Source organism: Serratia sp. PL17, from assembly GCF_017832355.1.
Taxonomy (GTDB): domain Bacteria; phylum Pseudomonadota; class Gammaproteobacteria; order Enterobacterales; family Enterobacteriaceae; genus Serratia.
Map to the genome: position 1 here is coordinate 39,927 of NZ_JAFIBY010000003.1, position 16,547 is coordinate 56,473.

A 16,547-nucleotide genomic window follows, 5' to 3' on the forward strand; every position below is an offset into this window, starting at 1 on the left:
GATTAGCGTCCTTTGGTTCCGGTTAGCGCATCCGTCAGGTCCAGGTATTGCGGCGCAACCGCACCGGCAAAACGCCGTTGGTGCGCCACCTGCTGCGCCGAAGCGCAGCCCTGCTCGCCTAAATTGCCCTGAGAAATAAATCGCACCTGTTCCTCTTCCCATACCGCATCTAGCGCCTGCGGCGTGTCATCACGGGCTTCTTTTGCGACCTGGGATTCCAGCGTTTGCGCCTGCACCTCACTGCCAGATAACGCCAGCAGCAGGTCAAACAGCAGCGCATACGGGCTTTCTCGCTGTTGTAACCGTGCACCCAGCAGCGCCAGGATTGGCGCGATATCCTGCAGCCCCCCTGCGGCCTGTTCCTTGCTGCGGCTAGCGAGATACTCCAGATACAGCGGCAGAAAATCCGGCAGTTCACGGCTGTCGATCGCCAGCCCGGCGTCGCGGTATTGCGCCATCAAATCGACCATGGCTTGCCCGCGGTCGCGCGATTCGCCATGGACATGCTCAAACAACAGCAGCGAGGTGGCACGCCCCCGGTCGAACAGCTCGCAATAGTCGGCCTGTACGTCCAACAGCGGGCGGGCACAAAAACGGCGAATAAACAGGATCAGCTGTGCACTATGGTGCAAATCCAGTTCGCTGGCCGGTTCCAATGCTTCCACCAGCGCCTGTTGGTGGTCAAACAGCGCCTGTTCCGGGTAGTCCAGCAGGCGAGCAATCACTTTCAGGCTGATCATGAGGCATCCTCCTGACGGGGCGTTTTTTGGCTTACATCAATAGCGTCAATGCGACGACTGTTGAACAGGTTGAATTTACCGTCGCTGCCGTGGCAACCGTCGCCAAAGCTAAAGCCGCAGCCTTTGCTTTCAGGGAAAGCTTCACGTGCCAATTCGCGGTGGCTGGACGGGATCACAAAGCGGTCTTCGTAGTTGGCAATCGCCAGATAACGATACATTTCCTGCGCCTGTGCCTGGGTCAGCCCCACCTGTTCCAGTGCGCTGGTGTCCAGCACGCCGTCAACGGTTTCGGCTCGTTTGTAGTGGCGCATTGCAAGCATGCGCTTGAGCGCCAACAGCACTGGAGCGGTATCCCCGGCAGTCAGCAGATTGGCCAAATATTGCACCGGGATACGCAGGCTTTCCACGTCCGGCAGCACGCCGCTGTGCGCCAGTTCACCGGCATCGGCGGCGGATTGAATCGGTGACAACGGCGGCACGTACCACACCATCGGCAGCGTGCGGTATTCCGGGTGCAACGGCAGCGCCAGCTTCCAGTCCATCGCCATCTTGTAGACCGGTGACTGTTGGGCAGATTCGATCACCCCTTGCGGAATACCGTCGGCCAACGCCTGGGCAATCACCGCCGGATCATGGGGATCGAGGAAGATATCCAACTGACTTTGGTACAAATCTTTGTCGTTTTCGGCCGCTGCCGCCTGCTCGATGCGGTCGGCGTCATACAACAGCACGCCCAGATAACGGATACGACCGACACAGGTTTCCGAACACACTGTTGGCTGGCCGGATTCAATGCGCGGGTAGCAGAAGATGCACTTCTCGGACTTGCCGCTTTTCCAGTTGAAATAGATTTTCTTGTACGGGCACCCCGTCAGGCACATGCGCCAACCACGGCATTTATCCTGATCGATCAGCACAATGCCGTCTTCGCCACGCTTGTAGATAGCGCCACTTGGGCAGGTCGCGACGCAGGCCGGGTTAAGGCAGTGCTCGCACAGGCGCGGCAGATACATCATGAAGGTGTTTTCGAACTGGCCGTACATCTCCTTTTGCATATTGTCGAAGTTTTTGTCCTTCGAACGCTTGGAGAATTCGCCACCGAGGATCTCTTCCCAGTTTGGGCCATTTTCAATCTTCTTCATGCGCTGGCCGGTGATCAGCGATCGCGGACGGGCGATCGGCTGATGCTTGCCCTGCGGCGCGGTATGCAAGTTTTGGTAATCGTAATCGAAGGGTTCGTAGTAATCGTCCAGCGCCGGGACGTCCGGGTTAGCGAAAATCTTCGACAACAGGCCGACGCGGCTGCCCATACGTGGTTCCAGCTTGCCGTTGATTTTACGGATCCAACCGCCCTTCCACTTTTCCTGATCTTCCCAGGCGTGCGGATAACCGACGCCAGGCTTGCTTTCTACGTTGTTGAACCAGGCGTATTCCATGCCCTCGCGGCTGGTCCAGACGTTCTTGCAGGTCACAGAACAGGTGTGGCAACCGATACACTTGTCCAGGTTCAGCACCATGCCAACTTGCGAACGAATTTTCATTTTACTTTCTCCTGCTGGCTGCCCTGCGAATCGTCGTTACCTTCACCGTCTAACCAGTCGATACGGTTCATCTTGCGCACCACCACGAATTCGTCGCGGTTAGAGCCGACGGTACCGTAATAGTTGAAGCCGTAAGCCAGCTGCGCGTAGCCGCCAATCATATGGGTCGGTTTCGGGCAGACACGCGTCACCGAATTGTGAATACCGCCGCGCTGGCTGGTGATTTCCGAGCCAGGAATATTCACGATGCGTTCCTGCGCGTGATACATCATGGTCATACCGGACGGAATGCGTTGGCTGACCACCGCCCGCGCCGTCAGCGCGCCGTTGGCGTTAAAAGCTTCGATCCAATCGTTATCCTCAATGCCCAGGTCTTTGGCGTCCTCCTCGCTCATCCAGACGATCGGCCCGCCGCGCGACAGGGTCAGCATCAGCAGGTTGTCGCTGTACGTGGAGTGAATGCCCCATTTCTGGTGTGGCGTCAGGAAGTTCAGCGCCTTCTCTTTGTTACCGTTCGGCTTCTGGTTCAGCAACGGCTGCGCGGCACGGGTGTCAATCGGTGGGCGATACACCAGCAGGCTCTCGCCAAAGGCACGCATCCACTCATGATCCTGATACAACTGCTGACGGCCGCTAAGGGTGCGCCATGGGATCAGCTCATGCACGTTGGTATAGCAGGCGTTATACGACACATGTTCGTCTTCCAAACCTGACCAGGTCGGGCTTGAAATAATTTTGCGAGGCTGGGCCTGAATATCGCGGAAGCGGATTTTTTCGTCTTCCTTGTTCAGCGCCAGATGGCGATGGTCACGACCGGTCATTTTACCGAGCGCGTCCCATGCCTTGACCGCAACGTGCCCGTTGGTTTCCGGGGCCAGTGCCAGGATCACTTCGGCAGCATCAATGGCGGTGTCAATCCTCGGCCGACCGGCGGCCGCGCCATCGGCCTTCACGTAATTAAGTTGTTTCAGGAAGTCGACTTCAGTCTGGGTGTTCCAGCTAATCCCTTTCCCGCCATTGCCCAGCTTATCCAGCAGCGGCCCCAGCGAAGTGAAACGCTCATAGGTCGCCGGGTAATCACGTGCTACCACCATGATGTGCGGCGCCGTTTTACCGGGGATCAGATCGCACTCGCCTTTCTTCCAGTCTTTGACGCTATAAGGTTGTGCCAGCTCGGCAGCGGAGTCATGCTGGATTGGCAAGGTCACCACGTCGGTTTCTTGGCCCAAATGCCCGACACACACCTCGGAAAAGGCCTTGGCAATACCTTTGTAGATCTCCCAATCGCTCTTCGAATCCCAGGCAGGATCGACCGCCGCCGACAGCGGGTGAATAAACGGATGCATATCCGAGGTATTCATGTCGTCTTTTTCGTACCAGGTGGCCGTCGGCAGCACGATATCGGAGTAAAGACAGGTGCTGGACATGCGGAAATCGAGCGTGACCACCAGATCCAGTTTGCCTTCGCCGCCGTTATCCAACCATTCCACTTCCTCGGGTTTTGCCCCACCCTGGTGGCCCAGATCCTTGCCCTGAATCCCATTTTCGGTGCCCAGCAGGTATTTGAGCATGTACTCGTGGCCCTTGCCGGAGGAACCCAACAGGTTAGAACGCCAAACGAACAGGTTACGCGGGAAGTTCTGCGGGTTGTCCGGTTGTTCAGCGGCAAAGTTCAAGGTGCCTTTTTTCAACCCCTCGACGGTGAAGTCCAGTGGCGACTGGCCTGCGGCTTTCGCCTGCGCCGCCAAATGCAGCGGATTGGTGCCCAACTGAGGTGCCGATGGCAACCAGCCCATGCGTTCGGCACGCACGTTGAGATCGATCAGGCTGCCACCAAAGCGAGACTTGTCCGCCAACGGCGACAACAGCTCTTCGGTACCGACAGTTTCATAGCGCCACTGGCTGGAGTGGTTATAGAAGAATGACGTACTGTTCATATGGCGCGGTGGCCGTTGCCAATCGAGGCCAAACGCCAGCGGCAACCAACCGGTCTGTGGACGGAGTTTTTCCTGGCCGACATAGTGCGCCCACCCCCCACCGCTCTGACCCACGCAGCCGCAGAAGATCAACATATTGATCAGGCCGCGGTAGGTCATGTCCATGTGGTACCAATGGTTGACGCCCGCCCCCACGATAATCATCGACCGGCCGTGGGTTTTCTCGGCGTTATCGGCAAACTCGCGGGCAATACGGATAATATGCTGGCGTGAAACACCGGTGATTTGTTCGGCCCAAGCGGGGGTATAAGCCTTGATGTCGTCATAGCTGGCCGCACAGTTGGCATCACCCAGACCACGTTCCAGGCCGTAGTTGGCTAAGGTTAAATCGTAAACACTGGTCACCAGCACGTCACTGCCGTCCGCCAAACGCAGGCGTTTTACCGGCAGCTTGTGCAACAGGATCTCGTCCAGCGCCACGCTGTTGAAGTGCTCGCTCTCGGCACCGCCGCTTTTAATGCCGCCAAAGTACGGGAAGCCGACCTCTGCCACATCGTCATGTGCGCCCAGCAGGCTGAGCTGTAACTCGACTTCCTGCCCGTCTTCACCGGCACGCTGTTCCAGGTTCCATTTGCCCTGCTCACCCCAGCGAAAACCGATCGACCCCTGAGGGGCAACCAATTCACCGCTGCGTTGATCAACGGCGACCGTTTTCCACTCTGGATTGTTTTCCTGGCCCAAACCGTCAACCAAGTCGGCTGCCCGCAGCAAACGGCCCGCGGCATAATGCCCCTCTTCGCGCGGTTCCAGCATCACCAGCATCGGCATGTCGGTGTAGCGGCGCACATAGTCACGGAAATAACCCACCTCACGATCCAGGTGGAACTCTTTGAGCATCACGTGGCCCATCGCTAACGCCATGGCGCTGTCGGTGCCCTGCTTCGGATTGAGCCACTGATCGCACAGCTTGGCGACTTCGGCGTAGTCCGGCGTCACTGCCACTGTTTTGGTGCCTTTGTAGCGCACTTCAGTGAAGAAGTGTGCATCCGGGGTACGCGTCTGCGGCACGTTGGAGCCCCAGGCGATAATGTAGGAAGAGTTATACCAGTCAGCCGATTCAGGCACGTCCGTCTGCTCGCCCCAGGTCATTGGCGAAGCCGGCGGCAAGTCGCAGTACCAGTCGTAGAAGCTCAGGCAGGTGCCGCCAATCAGCGACAGATAACGGGCGCCGGCGGCGTAGGACACCATCGACATTGCCGGGATCGGTGAGAAGCCGATAATGCGGTCCGGGCCGAAAGTTTTGGCGGTGTAGACATTGGACGCGGCGATCAGCTCATTCACTTCTTGCCAGCTGGAACGCACAAAACCCCCACGTCCGCGTGCGACTTTGTAGCTTTTAGACTTTTCTGCATCACTGACGATTGAACCCCAGGCATCGACCGGATCGCTGTGCAACGCCTTCGCTTCACGCCAAAGTTTAATCAGGCGTTTACGCATCAGTGGGTATTTCAGTCGGTTTGCGCTGTACAGATACCAGGAGTAGCTTGCGCCGCGTGGGCAACCGCGTGGTTCATGGTTTGGCAAGTCGGGACGGGTGCGCGGGTAATCGGTTTGCTGGGTTTCCCAGGTCACCAGACCGTTTTTCACATAAATCTTCCAGCTACAGGAGCCGGTACAGTTCACCCCATGGGTGGAACGCACAATTTTATCGTGCTGCCAGCGGCTACGGTAGCCGTCTTCCCAGTCACGGTTGGTGTTCAGCGTCTGGCCATGGTCGCCAGAAAAGGGTTCCGCCAACTGCTTAAAATAGCGGAATCGGTCTAGAAACTTGCTCATCCGGAGTTCTCCTGAAGGCTTTTATAATCTTATCGTTATAAGGAACGACGTTGCTCAATCTGCCGCCAGCCTACTCAGGCGACTCAGGCGGCAAATTGATTGCGATCAAGAGAACGGAGGGAGAATAACGGCGGCAGCGTCGTGCCTACCCCTAAAGTATCAGGGCTTAACGTGAACTCAATTTACTGAAAATAAAAAAGAAATCATGACGTAAACATGGGGCGGGATGTGCTGCGGGGTGCGTTGGGGTATTTGGGGGTAGGATGCGGGTCGGCGCCCGCCTCCTTCACTCTGATGCTGTTGTTGGTGGTGGGTAAGGCGCGTTACCCCAGATCCATCTCATGCCCTATCCACTCACCGCTGTCGCGGTTAATCACGCGCAGATACTGCTCATAATCCTGTTCGCCATAAAACAGATTCAACAGCGGTGTTTTGTAGAACTGCTGCCACATTTGCCCCAACATGATCGGTCGGCGTGGGACATAAATGTTCTCAATGAGGTTATAACCTGTCGCCATCAACATGAAACACAGGAAGAAGTAGTTAAACCTGCCGCGGATAAACGAACCCTGATGAGCAATGTAGTAAAACAGCAAAAATACCGATGCCACGCTGGCATAGCGGCTGGCTGCCTGTAGCGAACTGGAACACAGGAAAACAAACACCACCAGCCAGGCCGCATAGTTTTTGATGTCGCCAACCTGGTTGTGCATCGGGTGGGACAACATGAATACGCCGAGAAACAGCGCGGGGAATAACACAATCAAGAAATTAATCATCCCGTTAGCGTTACCGGACGTCAGGTAATCGCTGGCATACATCCCTGAGGTATACACATCGGAATAACTGTTGATGCCGGAAATCGTAATATGGGAAACGATAAACGGCAGTGCGAACTTCGCGGTCAGCAACGCAATGGCACTCAATACCACCGTCAGTAAGCGGTTCAGACGCATCACTTTACTGCACAGAAACACCCCAACCAGCAGCATGCTGGAAAAGTGAGTCAGCATGGCAAACAGCATCAGGCTTGCGGCGAGTGGGCGGTTGAGCTTATGGCAAAACAACACCATTGCCAGGGTCATCACCGCCATCGAGAAACCAAAGCGCAACCCCATGGCAATGATAAAGGGGTTAATCAGGAACAATACCGCCAGATGCAACAACACAAACTGCCGCGCCGAAAACACCTTACCGGTGTGCCGCATAACAATATTCAACGCACTGAGATAACAGTAGACCGACAGCCCCACGTAGAGCCCAGGGATAACAAAAAAGGGAATACCCAGCGTTTTAAAAATATAGAAGTTGGCGTACAACACCACGTCCACCTTGCCCTGAATGACATCTCCCAAGCGGGTGGCCGAGTTGATGGCATCGTAATTGGCAAAATGACGGTAGAGATCCGCCAAGGGCGGGATCTTGATGAAAATGAAGAAAAAGCACAGTGCTATCAGCAGATAAGCCGCCGAATTTTTCTTTCCCACCCGCAGCGTGGCAATACTGTGCAGCAACGCAAAAAGCGGAACCGTCAGCAACAGCACGCTGCCAATCAACGTCGAACGTTCAAAGCGCATAATCTTCCTCTGGAGGGGCGTTGTTCTTTATCTTTTCGGCTAACGCATCAGAACGGCAGGCCACGGAAAAACACGTTACGGATGATATTCTTCATATACACACCGGCCATCAGGCCACTGTTGATGTAGATGATGCCCTTTAACCCATACAAAACACCCACCAGACGGCTCTTGCAGTCTGTAATGATGCGCGAGTTAATGCAGGTATGGCGCAGGCGCATGATCTTGCGCGCTCGAGGCGATATTTGCGGCATCAGCCGCTGTTCGAACTGCATTTTATTGCGATAACCGATAATGCCTTTCGGGCTGGAGGTGATCCGCTCACCATCATGGTCGTTGTGCACCGCCAACCGTTCATGCAAAGTGCCAATGCGAGCCCCGGCAGCCAGTAGCCGGTAAAGGAAGATATGGTCCTGGTAGCGCGGGGTGTTGAAGAAGCCACGTACCGCAATCGCCGTACTGCGCCGCATCATGATCATCGGCGTGTAAGCCACACCAGCCAACATAAAGTCTTCCAGGCCCTCGCAACGCGCCCGATAGTAATGCTCAGCGCTGATCTGCCCCGCTTGCAAAATATCCATATCGCACAGGCTAACATCGTAATGACCCTGCTGCATAAACGCCAACTGACGCGCGATTTTTTGTGGATGGTAGTAGTCGTCATCATCCAAAAACGTAATGTATTCCCCACGTGAACGCAGGATCCCGCTATTACGCGCCTGAGCCCCCCCGCCGTTGTGTCGACGTGGATAATAAATAATCTGCCCCCGCTCGATATACTCGGCCAGACGTTCCTGGGTCGCAAGACGATGGGCATCGCCCTGTGGATTATCATCCACCACGATAATTTCCAATGGGCGGTGCGTTTGCGCCAATACACTGTCAATAGCGCGAGCCAGCAGCTCACTGCGGCCATAGGTGGGTATTATGACGCTGACGGTGATACTCATAGTTTGGTTCTGCCTGTTGGGGGCGAGCAAATTCGCCCCAGTTGACATGGGCGCAGTGGGCAGCGCCCGACACAATGGAGAAATGGACGAAAACTGCGCCGCTATCCGCGCAGGTTATACAAACGCGCCATCAGGTAGTACGCCAGTGGGCTGCGGTAGAACAGCCGATTCTTGCGGCTGAGCATTTTGCGCTCTTCAGCTCGCAGACCGGAGTAGCGGCGTTTCAGTTCGCGCGTTTCTCGCAACGCATCACGCAGTCCAAAAAAGTCCAACCCGACCAGCAAGCGTGCCTTCAACGTCGTGACGAAAAGAATCGAATACAGCCCATGACCGGCCCCTTGCCGGCGCCCGCTGTCCGCACCGTCGATCGCATAATCCAGATCGTCCAGATCGCGCCTTTTGGGCGCTCGCGTAATGCCCTTCGGGTTGGCGCGATACCCGATCAATGGGGTGTCACAGACCACAATGCGCTCCGCTTTCAGATACAGCTGCGGAATTAACTGAATGTCCTCGAAGTTGCGGCCAACCGGAAAACGCGCTTCGTCAAAGAGGGTTTTCCGGTAAATACGCGCCCAGGCGAACCACATGCTGCGGTTGAAGCTGTCCGCCAGCAGTGCCATGTGGCTTTCGCTGTGCTGTGGTGCGGCATTGCCGGGCACAATCGCCATCGTGCAATCGGGTTGGATCTTTCCATTACGACGGATCGCCGAGAAACGCTGGGCATTGAACGCCACAATGTCCGACAGCGGATTATCTGCCAGCAAACGCCCCAGAATGCTGAAGTACCCTTCCAGCAGAACATCATCGGAATCCAGAAAGCCGACATAACGCCCCTCGGCCAAGGCGATACCGTTGTTACGCGCTGCGCTCAGCCCTTGGTTGTCCTGGCGCAGAATGCTTACCCGTCGTTTATGTTGCGGGTAGCGGCACAGCACCTCTTCGGCAATGCTCATGGACCCATCCGGGCTGCCATCATCCACGATGATCACCTCTGCCCAGTCAGGCAGCTGTTGGAACACCGAGCACAGGCATGCCTCAATATAAGCCTCAACCTTATAGACCGGAATAATCAGGCTCAGGGTGGTATTCATGACAGGTTATCCTTTATTTTCTGTTTGACGTTGCACCCATACCGCTCGGCTACCCATTGACGGCAATTCTGCGTCGATCTGCCCACGCCCTTCGGCCTGCCAGCCTGTAGGCAAATCAAAACGTGCTGACATTGGCCGATAATACGGGTTGGCTATCAGCACCAGGCCGCGCCCACCATTGATAAACAAGCGGGCAGGAATGGCAGTATTGTTGCCTTGCAGCAGCGTGCTTTCACCCGAGAGCAGATAGGGGTCAAAACTGACAATCTGCTTGCTGACGCTGGCGACGCCTTGCCAGATGGCATCGAACTCCTGCTGGCTAAAACCACCGCGTTGGCGCTTGTAGAAGAGGTCGGTATAGGAATAGAACAGGATGCCCTTGGCACCGCCAATCAAGCCTAACCAAGCCTGGTTGCGGATCTCCGCCTCCGTAGGTTGACGTGGTTTACGGCTCGGCGCGTAGGCAGCGTGATCCATAATCTGCATCACCAACCAGGCTCCTTTCACCTGGCGCGCAACCTGGCTGGTCACTCGGGTGTACTCAAGTGTGCGCGTCAGATCGGCATCTCTGCCAACCGGGTAAGGATCGCTGGCCAACACGTCCGAACTGTTGAAGTAGGCGTTGAGCGTGCCGGTTTTGTCCAGCACCTGGAACGTCAGGTGATCGGGATCCAATTGTTTCACCTGCAGGTGTTTCTGCTCAATCTGCGGCACATATTCTGGCCCCAACTCATCGTTGATGTACCAGGCCAGCAGGTTGGGTTCGTTCTTGAATTTTTCCACGTAGCTTGCCGTCAGTTGCGGGTAGCTCAAGTGGGTGTCTGGCGCAAAACGGGTACCGGCGTACATATCCTTGAGCGAGAAAATCACCTGCAAACCGTACTGCTGCGTTTTGCGAAAATAATTGTATGGATCGCGACCGGTACCGTAATTGTAATTAAGCAGCGTGTTGAAACCGGCATCGCGGATGCGCGCCAGATGTTCGTCCGTTGCCATCTCACCATACATATAGATGCCAAGTGGGAAGAAGCGCTTACCCTGTTTGAGGGTGTAACCTTGCGCATCCAACGCCACTTTGGGTTGAGCACGGCCCACGCTGATGGGCATTTCGCTACGCTGGCTGCGCTGCGAAGCCACATCCGTCACCTGTTGTTGTAAGCGATACTCCCCGGCGGCCAGCCCCGCAGGCAGCGGAAATTCCACCGGCTGTTTCGCACTGATGCTATAGCGGCGACTGTCACGTTTCACCGGGGTGTTTTTGTCGTTAACCAGCGTACTGTCGACCTGAACCTGCTGCGGATCCACCACTTCAATCAGGCTGGATGCCGAGCCCTTGCTGCTGCGCATTTGATATAGCGCCGGTGCGACAGGTTGCCGGCAGGCGTAAACATCATCGAACCAGGCATTACCGGTCGTGCCTTGGCGTAGATACACCCCGAGCACGACCTTCACTGCCCGCGGCGGCACCCGGAAGTCGCCCGTGACCGGCTGCCAACCGCTGGTACCCAATACCCCCTGCGGATAGCTACCGGCTAAAAAGCGGTCCTGGTCGTCATAGCTTTCGATAAACAGGCTCGCGCCCTGATTTTCTCCCTTACCCTTCAGGTTCTCACCACGCACCCAAACACCGAAGGCCACCTGCTGGCCCGGTTTAACCGGCAGTGTCTGCACCATATTGTGGTAATTGGCGGGATTGTGGTTTTGATAGAACAGGCTGTGCTGACCGCCGTGCCCACCGGGCACCACCTCGGCTGAAGCCAATGACCAACCTGCTCCCCCTTGTTCAAAGCCGGGGTTCGTCAACAGATTGTCGCCACAAGGGGCGGCATTAACCAGCCCCGTCCACCCGGCGCCCGCCAACAGGCAGGCCGACGTTAGCGTGCTGAGGTTCATTGTCTTTTCATCACCGCGCTGTACAAATAAGAGAAGAACAGATAACAGGACTTCTGGTAGGACAACCCCAGATGACGGCGGTAAATCTGCCATTGCCAATCCGCAGCCTGGATCTTATTACCGGACAACGACTGGGCAGAAAGGCGGTAGAAGGCCAGTGGCTCTGGAATGCAATACGCCAGATGGTTACGGGCTTTCTCCAGCACCGACAGCCACATCACGTAGTCCTCATGACCGACCTTGCTCTGATACACCTTGCCGACCTGACGTTGGTTGTACATACCGGTCAGATTGCCGATCCAGTTACTTTTCAGCATGTCGTTGTAGGCGATAATCTCTCCGGCACCGCGGTAGTTTTTTACCTGGGCAGGGTCATCTATAAAGGTGTAATAATGGGAGCATACGACGTCATAACGATCGGTTTTCAAGATACCGACCTGGCGCGCCAGCTTGTTGGGGTGCCAGACATCGTCGCTATCACAAAACGCAATATAGTCGCCGCGCGCGGCTTCAATCGCGATATTGCGGGTTTCGGCTACGCCTTGGTTGGTGTTATTGCGAATGTAAGTCAGACGATCGTGAATAAAGGGCTTCACCACATCGGCGGTATTGTCCGTTGAAGCATCGTCGATCACATACAGGTGATAATCCTGGTACGTCTGATTCAACACACCCAGAATGGATTGTTTGATAAAACCAGCGGCATTGTAGGCCGGCATGATAACTGACACTTTTTCCATCTTAACCTCCAGCGATAAGCTGTTGCCATTGGGGATAAATACGCTCGGGGATAAACTGCTGCGCCCGCGTCAGCGAATGCAGGGAGAAACGCTGACGCAGTTCACCGTCATCAATCAACGCCAGCGTACGCTGGCTGAACGCGTCGATATCGCCTTCAGCCACCAGGTAGCCGTTATCACCGTCGTCGATCAGTTCGGCAGGCCCCGTCTGACAGTCAAACGCCACCAGCGGTAGACCAAAACTCATCGCTTCAATCAGCACCATCGGTAATCCTTCATAACGCGATGTCATCAACAGCATCGACGCTTGGCGATAGTGGCTGGCGATGTCAGCCGTCGCCGGCAGCAGCGTGATCTGTTCAGTAAGGCCGGCAGCCTCAATTTGCTGCTGTAACGCCGCACGATCTGGACCATCACCGACGATATGCAACCGCCAGCCCGCAGCCTGCTGCGCCACGCCCTGCCAAGCCGCGATTAACCGGTCAAACCCCTTCTGATAACACAATCGCCCCACCGCCAACGCCACCGGTTGTTGCAGGGCCGGTTGCGGCGGTTGCACCGGGAACGGTGAAACGTTCTCGATAACCCGACATTTCCGCTCAGGCACCCAACGACTGATGATCGACTGATCCTTCTTCGTCAACAGCACCGTGCGGTCACCCAGCCGATAAACCAGTACCTTCAACCACTTCATCGGCCACGCGTACTGGTGAAAACTGACATGCTCACTCAGTAGCAGACGACTGTGTGGGCACAGCAAACGCAGATACGGCACCATGATTGACGAAAGTTTCCCCATCGACACAGTGACGATAACGTCGTAACGACCCCGCCGCAGTGTCCACGCCAGTCGCCAAGGCCAGAGCAACGTTCTGCCGGGCATAAAACGTAACGTCACGTCGGTCTCTAACGGATAAAACGCCCGATCGCCGCTGATCGACACCAGATCCACCTGGTGGCCCAAACGCGTGGATAATGCATTGGCCAGATTGCTGGCTACCCGTTCGGTACCGCCTTTCTCGGCGATGTTCTCAATCACAATCGCTACTTTTCGTTGCTGCATGTCATCTCCGAAATCCCTCGCGGGCGGTACGCAACAGACGCCCCCCCAACGGAAACAGCCCCAATCTGGCCAGGCAGTCCCCATACAATTTAATTGCCTTAAACTTACTGCTAAGGGCATGGTGTTCTGTGCGTGATGAGTAATAGTTGAAAGCCTGCAAATTCTCGCTGTACAACGAAGCCAGCAGATGTTTGCAGGCAAAACCGCTGATATAACGCCCGCTGGCGTTGAGGTATGCGTCAATAAATTGTTCACTGGCGTCGATGCTCATCCGGCAGCGATCGGTGTCGGCATCACCGCAACGGATAAATACCCCGCGCCCTTCATCAAATGCCACTTTCGCCCCCAGGTTGGTGGCATTAACCAAAAATCCCCAATCCTGGTATTTGTAGAGAAACTCCGGAAATAAAAATCGCCGGTCAGCTTTTTTACGCAGGCTGATGGTGGAAGTCCGAATGTCACCCATATCCAGGAATAAAAAATCCGCGCCCGTTGCGCCTTCCTTGTAATCAAACATATAACTGCGGGTATTTCTGTCACTCACCGTGGTGTAGTTACCAAAGACAATATCAATCCGTGTATCCTGATGGCGTTTCAGACGGCGGATAATATAATTTGTACTGAATGAGTCTTCCGGTTCCAGAAAGAAAACCACGTCTGAACTCGCCAAGCGAAAACCGGTATTGCAGGATACCGCCGTATTACTCCGTGTTTTACTTTCATGCAAACGCGCCCGGTGATTAGCAACCAACAGGCTGCGCATTTTGTCCAACTCTTGTTTATCTGAAGCATTATCAACCACGATAATTTCATAATCGAACCCGGAGCAAGCATGGGTCATGCGGGCTAATGTTGTGGCCAGACTGGCTGAGTTATTAAAAACGGGCATGACAATTGATAAGTCCATTTATTACCTCAACAATATATTATCATTTGGCAAAAAAAATAATGATGCCAACGGAATAGTTTGTTATCCCAGCATATCCTTGTCCGGTTATTATCCCCCATACTGACGCGGGTAAAATGCACGCAGCCTACCGGTTATTCAGCTAATCCTGGAAATAACCTCCCCACTCCTGTTCAATGGTTTCCGGCGTCAACCTTTGCAAGCCGGCTCCTGGGGTAAACGTCAGTTCACCAAAATAAATACGCTCCTCCACTTGATAAAAATCGACCCGAACATAAGAGAACTGCTCTGCGACCTGGGTTGCCAATGCCAGCATTTTCTCCAGCTTACAGGGCTTGTCCATAGGTACGTCACTATTGGGAACGCCCAACCGGATCTCGGTACGGTTCCAGTTGGCGTCAAAAAAATCCCGACGGTGATCGGTAAAACGCAGATAATCAATCTGGATAAAGAACCGAACCTCCCCACCACGATTAAAACAATGAATCTTAATGTCATTGGGTGTCTTGCCGTCTTCAAGCAGCATTTTCTCAACCATGACGCAGGGCGTAATGTCCTTATAATGACGCTCACGGTAGACCTGATAAAAATTCTGACGTAACCAACTGTTGGTTAACACCCTCAATTCATTAAAGCTGGTCTGGCTTTTATCGAACACCAGCTTGTTATAGCCACTGCCGTGGTTTGCCTTGATGACAAACGACGTCGGCAACTCCTGATACATCGACTCCGTTAATTCGCGCCCCTGTGCATAAAGTTCGATGAGGTATTCTGCCCCCCACAACTTTTCAATATACTCTCTCACCAGATATTTATCGGATAGCTGAGTATACATCGCCAAAGGATATACCTTCCTGCGCATCAGTTTTTCGCTATATCCCACTGGCTTCGCCAAATGTGGCACTTTACGAAAAAACAAAGCATATTTTAACTGATGATATAATGCGTCGGGTATATTGCGGTAAAAACCCTTCACCAGATTATTTAGCATAAAGTTCTCGCACCTTCCCTATTAATTGAGGTAAACAACGGTAGCAGGTGACCTGCAGCCGGGTAATTTGTCCTCTTCTGAAAAAGCCATTAAGTACAAAAAATGAAACAAACTCGGTGACCAAGGTTGAAACCGCCGCCCCCCAAATGCCATAACGCGGTATCAACACCAGATTCATCAGAACATTGGCCAATGCGGCCAACGGCATTTTTATGGCGATAAAGCGGTAACCACCAAACAACACAATGGCCCGGTAGGACACCGTGCCCATCACCGAAAATAACGACGTCACCGAACACAGTGCCAGAATAGTGGCGGTTTCGCGGTAACTGCTGCCAAACATCAAGGCCACGATCGGACCTGGAAACAGTGATAAAAACACTATCACCGGCATCGAAAGCAATAACACCACCAGATACAACAACCGAATGCGCCCTTCCTGCTCGGCCAATGTGCGCGCATTTGCCACTCCTGGCATCATCGAGGTGATCAAAGCTATCGGTACGAAGATCCATCCCTGACTCAAGGTGATGGCTGCGCTATAAAGCCCGACGCTGTGCTCACCCACATAGTTGCCGATCATGATCTGATCGATACGCGTGTAAATGACAATCGACAAACCGGAAACGGCCAGCGGCAACCCCACCTTCAACAAATAACGACCATAACGCCGTTGGTGGCGCCGGCTGATGGGCATCATGCCGCCCTGTTCACGACGAAACAGGACCCACCGTACTGCGTAGGGAATCAGGCTGCTCAGCACATAGGGAATGGCAAACCACGCCAACGACAGCTGGGCGTGCACTAACGCCAGCCGCAAGATGATCGACAACAACAGCGCCAGGTTATTGATCAACGTGTTCAACTTGGATTTCAGCAGCGCGTCGTAATAAATCTTGTAAACATCCTGAATGGAGAAATACGCACTGGCGAGCATCAACGCCATCATCATTTGGCTGGTCCGATCCTGCGTCAGCAGTGCCCAAGCCATCAAGGGCACGGCGATCAGCGCAAAAAGCCGACGCCGCAATCGCATGGAGGCCAGCATCAGACGAATACCGCTGTGCCGCTGCCGTGCAACACGGTTGAACAACACCGCATCGGCCCCCAATTGCACCAGCGGCACGGCAATGGCGATCACGGACAGCAAGTAATTGATCAATCCGTATTGGGCCGGCCCCAGATAACGCGCCACATAGACCGAAACGAAAATGCCCGACAGGCTTAGCGATACCCGTTCCAACATTAACCACAGGGAATTCATCAGCATCGCTTTCATGC

12 protein-coding genes are annotated in these 16,547 nt (G+C 54.6%); all 12 read right to left on the bottom strand.

The annotated features are described in order from the left end of the window. Positions 1 to 2 precede the first annotated feature (2 nt). The 12 genes from narJ to JOE25_RS11835 all read right to left on the bottom strand — a co-directional run bounded on the left by narJ (position 3) and on the right by JOE25_RS11835 (position 16,545). Positions 3 to 740: a nitrate reductase molybdenum cofactor assembly chaperone gene (narJ, locus tag JOE25_RS11780; protein ID WP_209635367.1), complete on the bottom strand. Its 738-nt coding sequence runs from the start codon at positions 738 to 740 to the stop codon at positions 3 to 5. Next, positions 737 to 2,281 carry a nitrate reductase subunit beta gene (gene narH / locus JOE25_RS11785; RefSeq protein ID WP_209635369.1) on the bottom strand — a complete coding sequence of 515 codons (1,545 nt, stop codon included), beginning with the start codon at positions 2,279 to 2,281 and terminating at the stop codon, positions 737 to 739. The genes narJ and narH overlap by 4 nt, the downstream gene beginning before the upstream one ends. Beyond that, complete coding sequence (locus JOE25_RS11790) at positions 2,278 to 6,054, bottom strand: nitrate reductase subunit alpha (RefSeq protein ID WP_209635371.1); 3,777 nt, start codon at positions 6,052 to 6,054, stop codon at positions 2,278 to 2,280. Before JOE25_RS11790 ends, narH begins: the two co-directional genes overlap by 4 nt. 323 nt (positions 6,055 to 6,377) lie before the next feature. Then, the gene (locus tag JOE25_RS11795; RefSeq protein WP_209635373.1) at positions 6,378 to 7,631 is read right to left on the bottom strand and encodes a hypothetical protein; all 1,254 of its coding nucleotides are present in this window, start codon (positions 7,629 to 7,631) and stop codon (positions 6,378 to 6,380) included. Positions 7,632 to 7,678: 47 nt separating this feature from the next. Beyond that, positions 7,679 to 8,581, bottom strand: coding sequence for a glycosyltransferase family 2 protein (locus JOE25_RS11800; RefSeq protein WP_209635375.1), 903 nt, complete (start codon positions 8,579 to 8,581; stop codon positions 7,679 to 7,681). 101 nt (positions 8,582 to 8,682) lie between these two features. Next, positions 8,683 to 9,672 carry a glycosyltransferase gene (locus JOE25_RS11805; protein WP_209635377.1) on the bottom strand — a complete coding sequence of 330 codons (990 nt, stop codon included), beginning with the start codon at positions 9,670 to 9,672 and terminating at the stop codon, positions 8,683 to 8,685. Between the two features lie 6 nt (positions 9,673 to 9,678). Next, positions 9,679 to 11,565, bottom strand: coding sequence for a carbohydrate binding domain-containing protein (locus JOE25_RS11810; protein WP_209635380.1), 1,887 nt, complete (start codon positions 11,563 to 11,565; stop codon positions 9,679 to 9,681). After that, the gene (locus JOE25_RS11815; protein ID WP_209635382.1) at positions 11,562 to 12,305 is read right to left on the bottom strand and encodes a glycosyltransferase family 2 protein; all 744 of its coding nucleotides are present in this window, start codon (positions 12,303 to 12,305) and stop codon (positions 11,562 to 11,564) included. The genes JOE25_RS11810 and JOE25_RS11815 overlap by 4 nt, the downstream gene beginning before the upstream one ends. Position 12,306: 1 nt before the next feature. Then, the gene (locus JOE25_RS11820) at positions 12,307 to 13,368 is read right to left on the bottom strand and encodes a glycosyltransferase family 4 protein (RefSeq protein ID WP_209635385.1); all 1,062 of its coding nucleotides are present in this window, start codon (positions 13,366 to 13,368) and stop codon (positions 12,307 to 12,309) included. 1 nt (position 13,369) lies between these two features. Next, entirely contained in the window at positions 13,370 to 14,275 is a 906-nt protein-coding gene (locus JOE25_RS11825; protein ID WP_209635387.1) for a glycosyltransferase, read from the bottom strand. A gap of 142 nt (positions 14,276 to 14,417) precedes the next feature. Further along, complete coding sequence (locus JOE25_RS11830) at positions 14,418 to 15,266, bottom strand: ATP-grasp fold amidoligase family protein (RefSeq protein WP_209635388.1); 849 nt, start codon at positions 15,264 to 15,266, stop codon at positions 14,418 to 14,420. Next, positions 15,256 to 16,545 carry a flippase gene (locus JOE25_RS11835; RefSeq protein WP_209635391.1) on the bottom strand — a complete coding sequence of 430 codons (1,290 nt, stop codon included), beginning with the start codon at positions 16,543 to 16,545 and terminating at the stop codon, positions 15,256 to 15,258. Before JOE25_RS11835 ends, JOE25_RS11830 begins: the two co-directional genes overlap by 11 nt. Positions 16,546 to 16,547: the final 2 nt, after the last annotated feature.

Bases quoted from the DNA above. Each gene is read 5' to 3' on its own strand.
- JOE25_RS11790 (WP_209635371.1), bottom strand. From the start codon at position 6,054: ATGAGCAAGTTTCTAGACCGATTCCGCTATTTTAAGCAGTTGGCGGAA.
- JOE25_RS11810 (WP_209635380.1), bottom strand. From the start codon at position 11,565: ATGAACCTCAGCACGCTAACGTCGGCCTGCCTGTTGGCGGGCGCCGGG.
- JOE25_RS11795 (WP_209635373.1), bottom strand. From the start codon at position 7,631: ATGCGCTTTGAACGTTCGACGTTGATTGGCAGCGTGCTGTTGCTGACG.
- JOE25_RS11835 (WP_209635391.1), bottom strand. From the start codon at position 16,545: ATGAAAGCGATGCTGATGAATTCCCTGTGGTTAATGTTGGAACGGGTA.
- JOE25_RS11815 (WP_209635382.1), bottom strand. From the start codon at position 12,305: ATGGAAAAAGTGTCAGTTATCATGCCGGCCTACAATGCCGCTGGTTTT.
- JOE25_RS11800 (WP_209635375.1), bottom strand. From the start codon at position 8,581: ATGAGTATCACCGTCAGCGTCATAATACCCACCTATGGCCGCAGTGAG.
- JOE25_RS11820 (WP_209635385.1), bottom strand. From the start codon at position 13,368: ATGCAGCAACGAAAAGTAGCGATTGTGATTGAGAACATCGCCGAGAAA.
- narJ (WP_209635367.1), bottom strand. From the start codon at position 740: ATGATCAGCCTGAAAGTGATTGCTCGCCTGCTGGACTACCCGGAACAG.
- JOE25_RS11830 (WP_209635388.1), bottom strand. From the start codon at position 15,266: ATGCTAAATAATCTGGTGAAGGGTTTTTACCGCAATATACCCGACGCA.
- JOE25_RS11825 (WP_209635387.1), bottom strand. From the start codon at position 14,275: ATGGACTTATCAATTGTCATGCCCGTTTTTAATAACTCAGCCAGTCTG.
- narH (WP_209635369.1), bottom strand. From the start codon at position 2,281: ATGAAAATTCGTTCGCAAGTTGGCATGGTGCTGAACCTGGACAAGTGT.
- JOE25_RS11805 (WP_209635377.1), bottom strand. From the start codon at position 9,672: ATGAATACCACCCTGAGCCTGATTATTCCGGTCTATAAGGTTGAGGCT.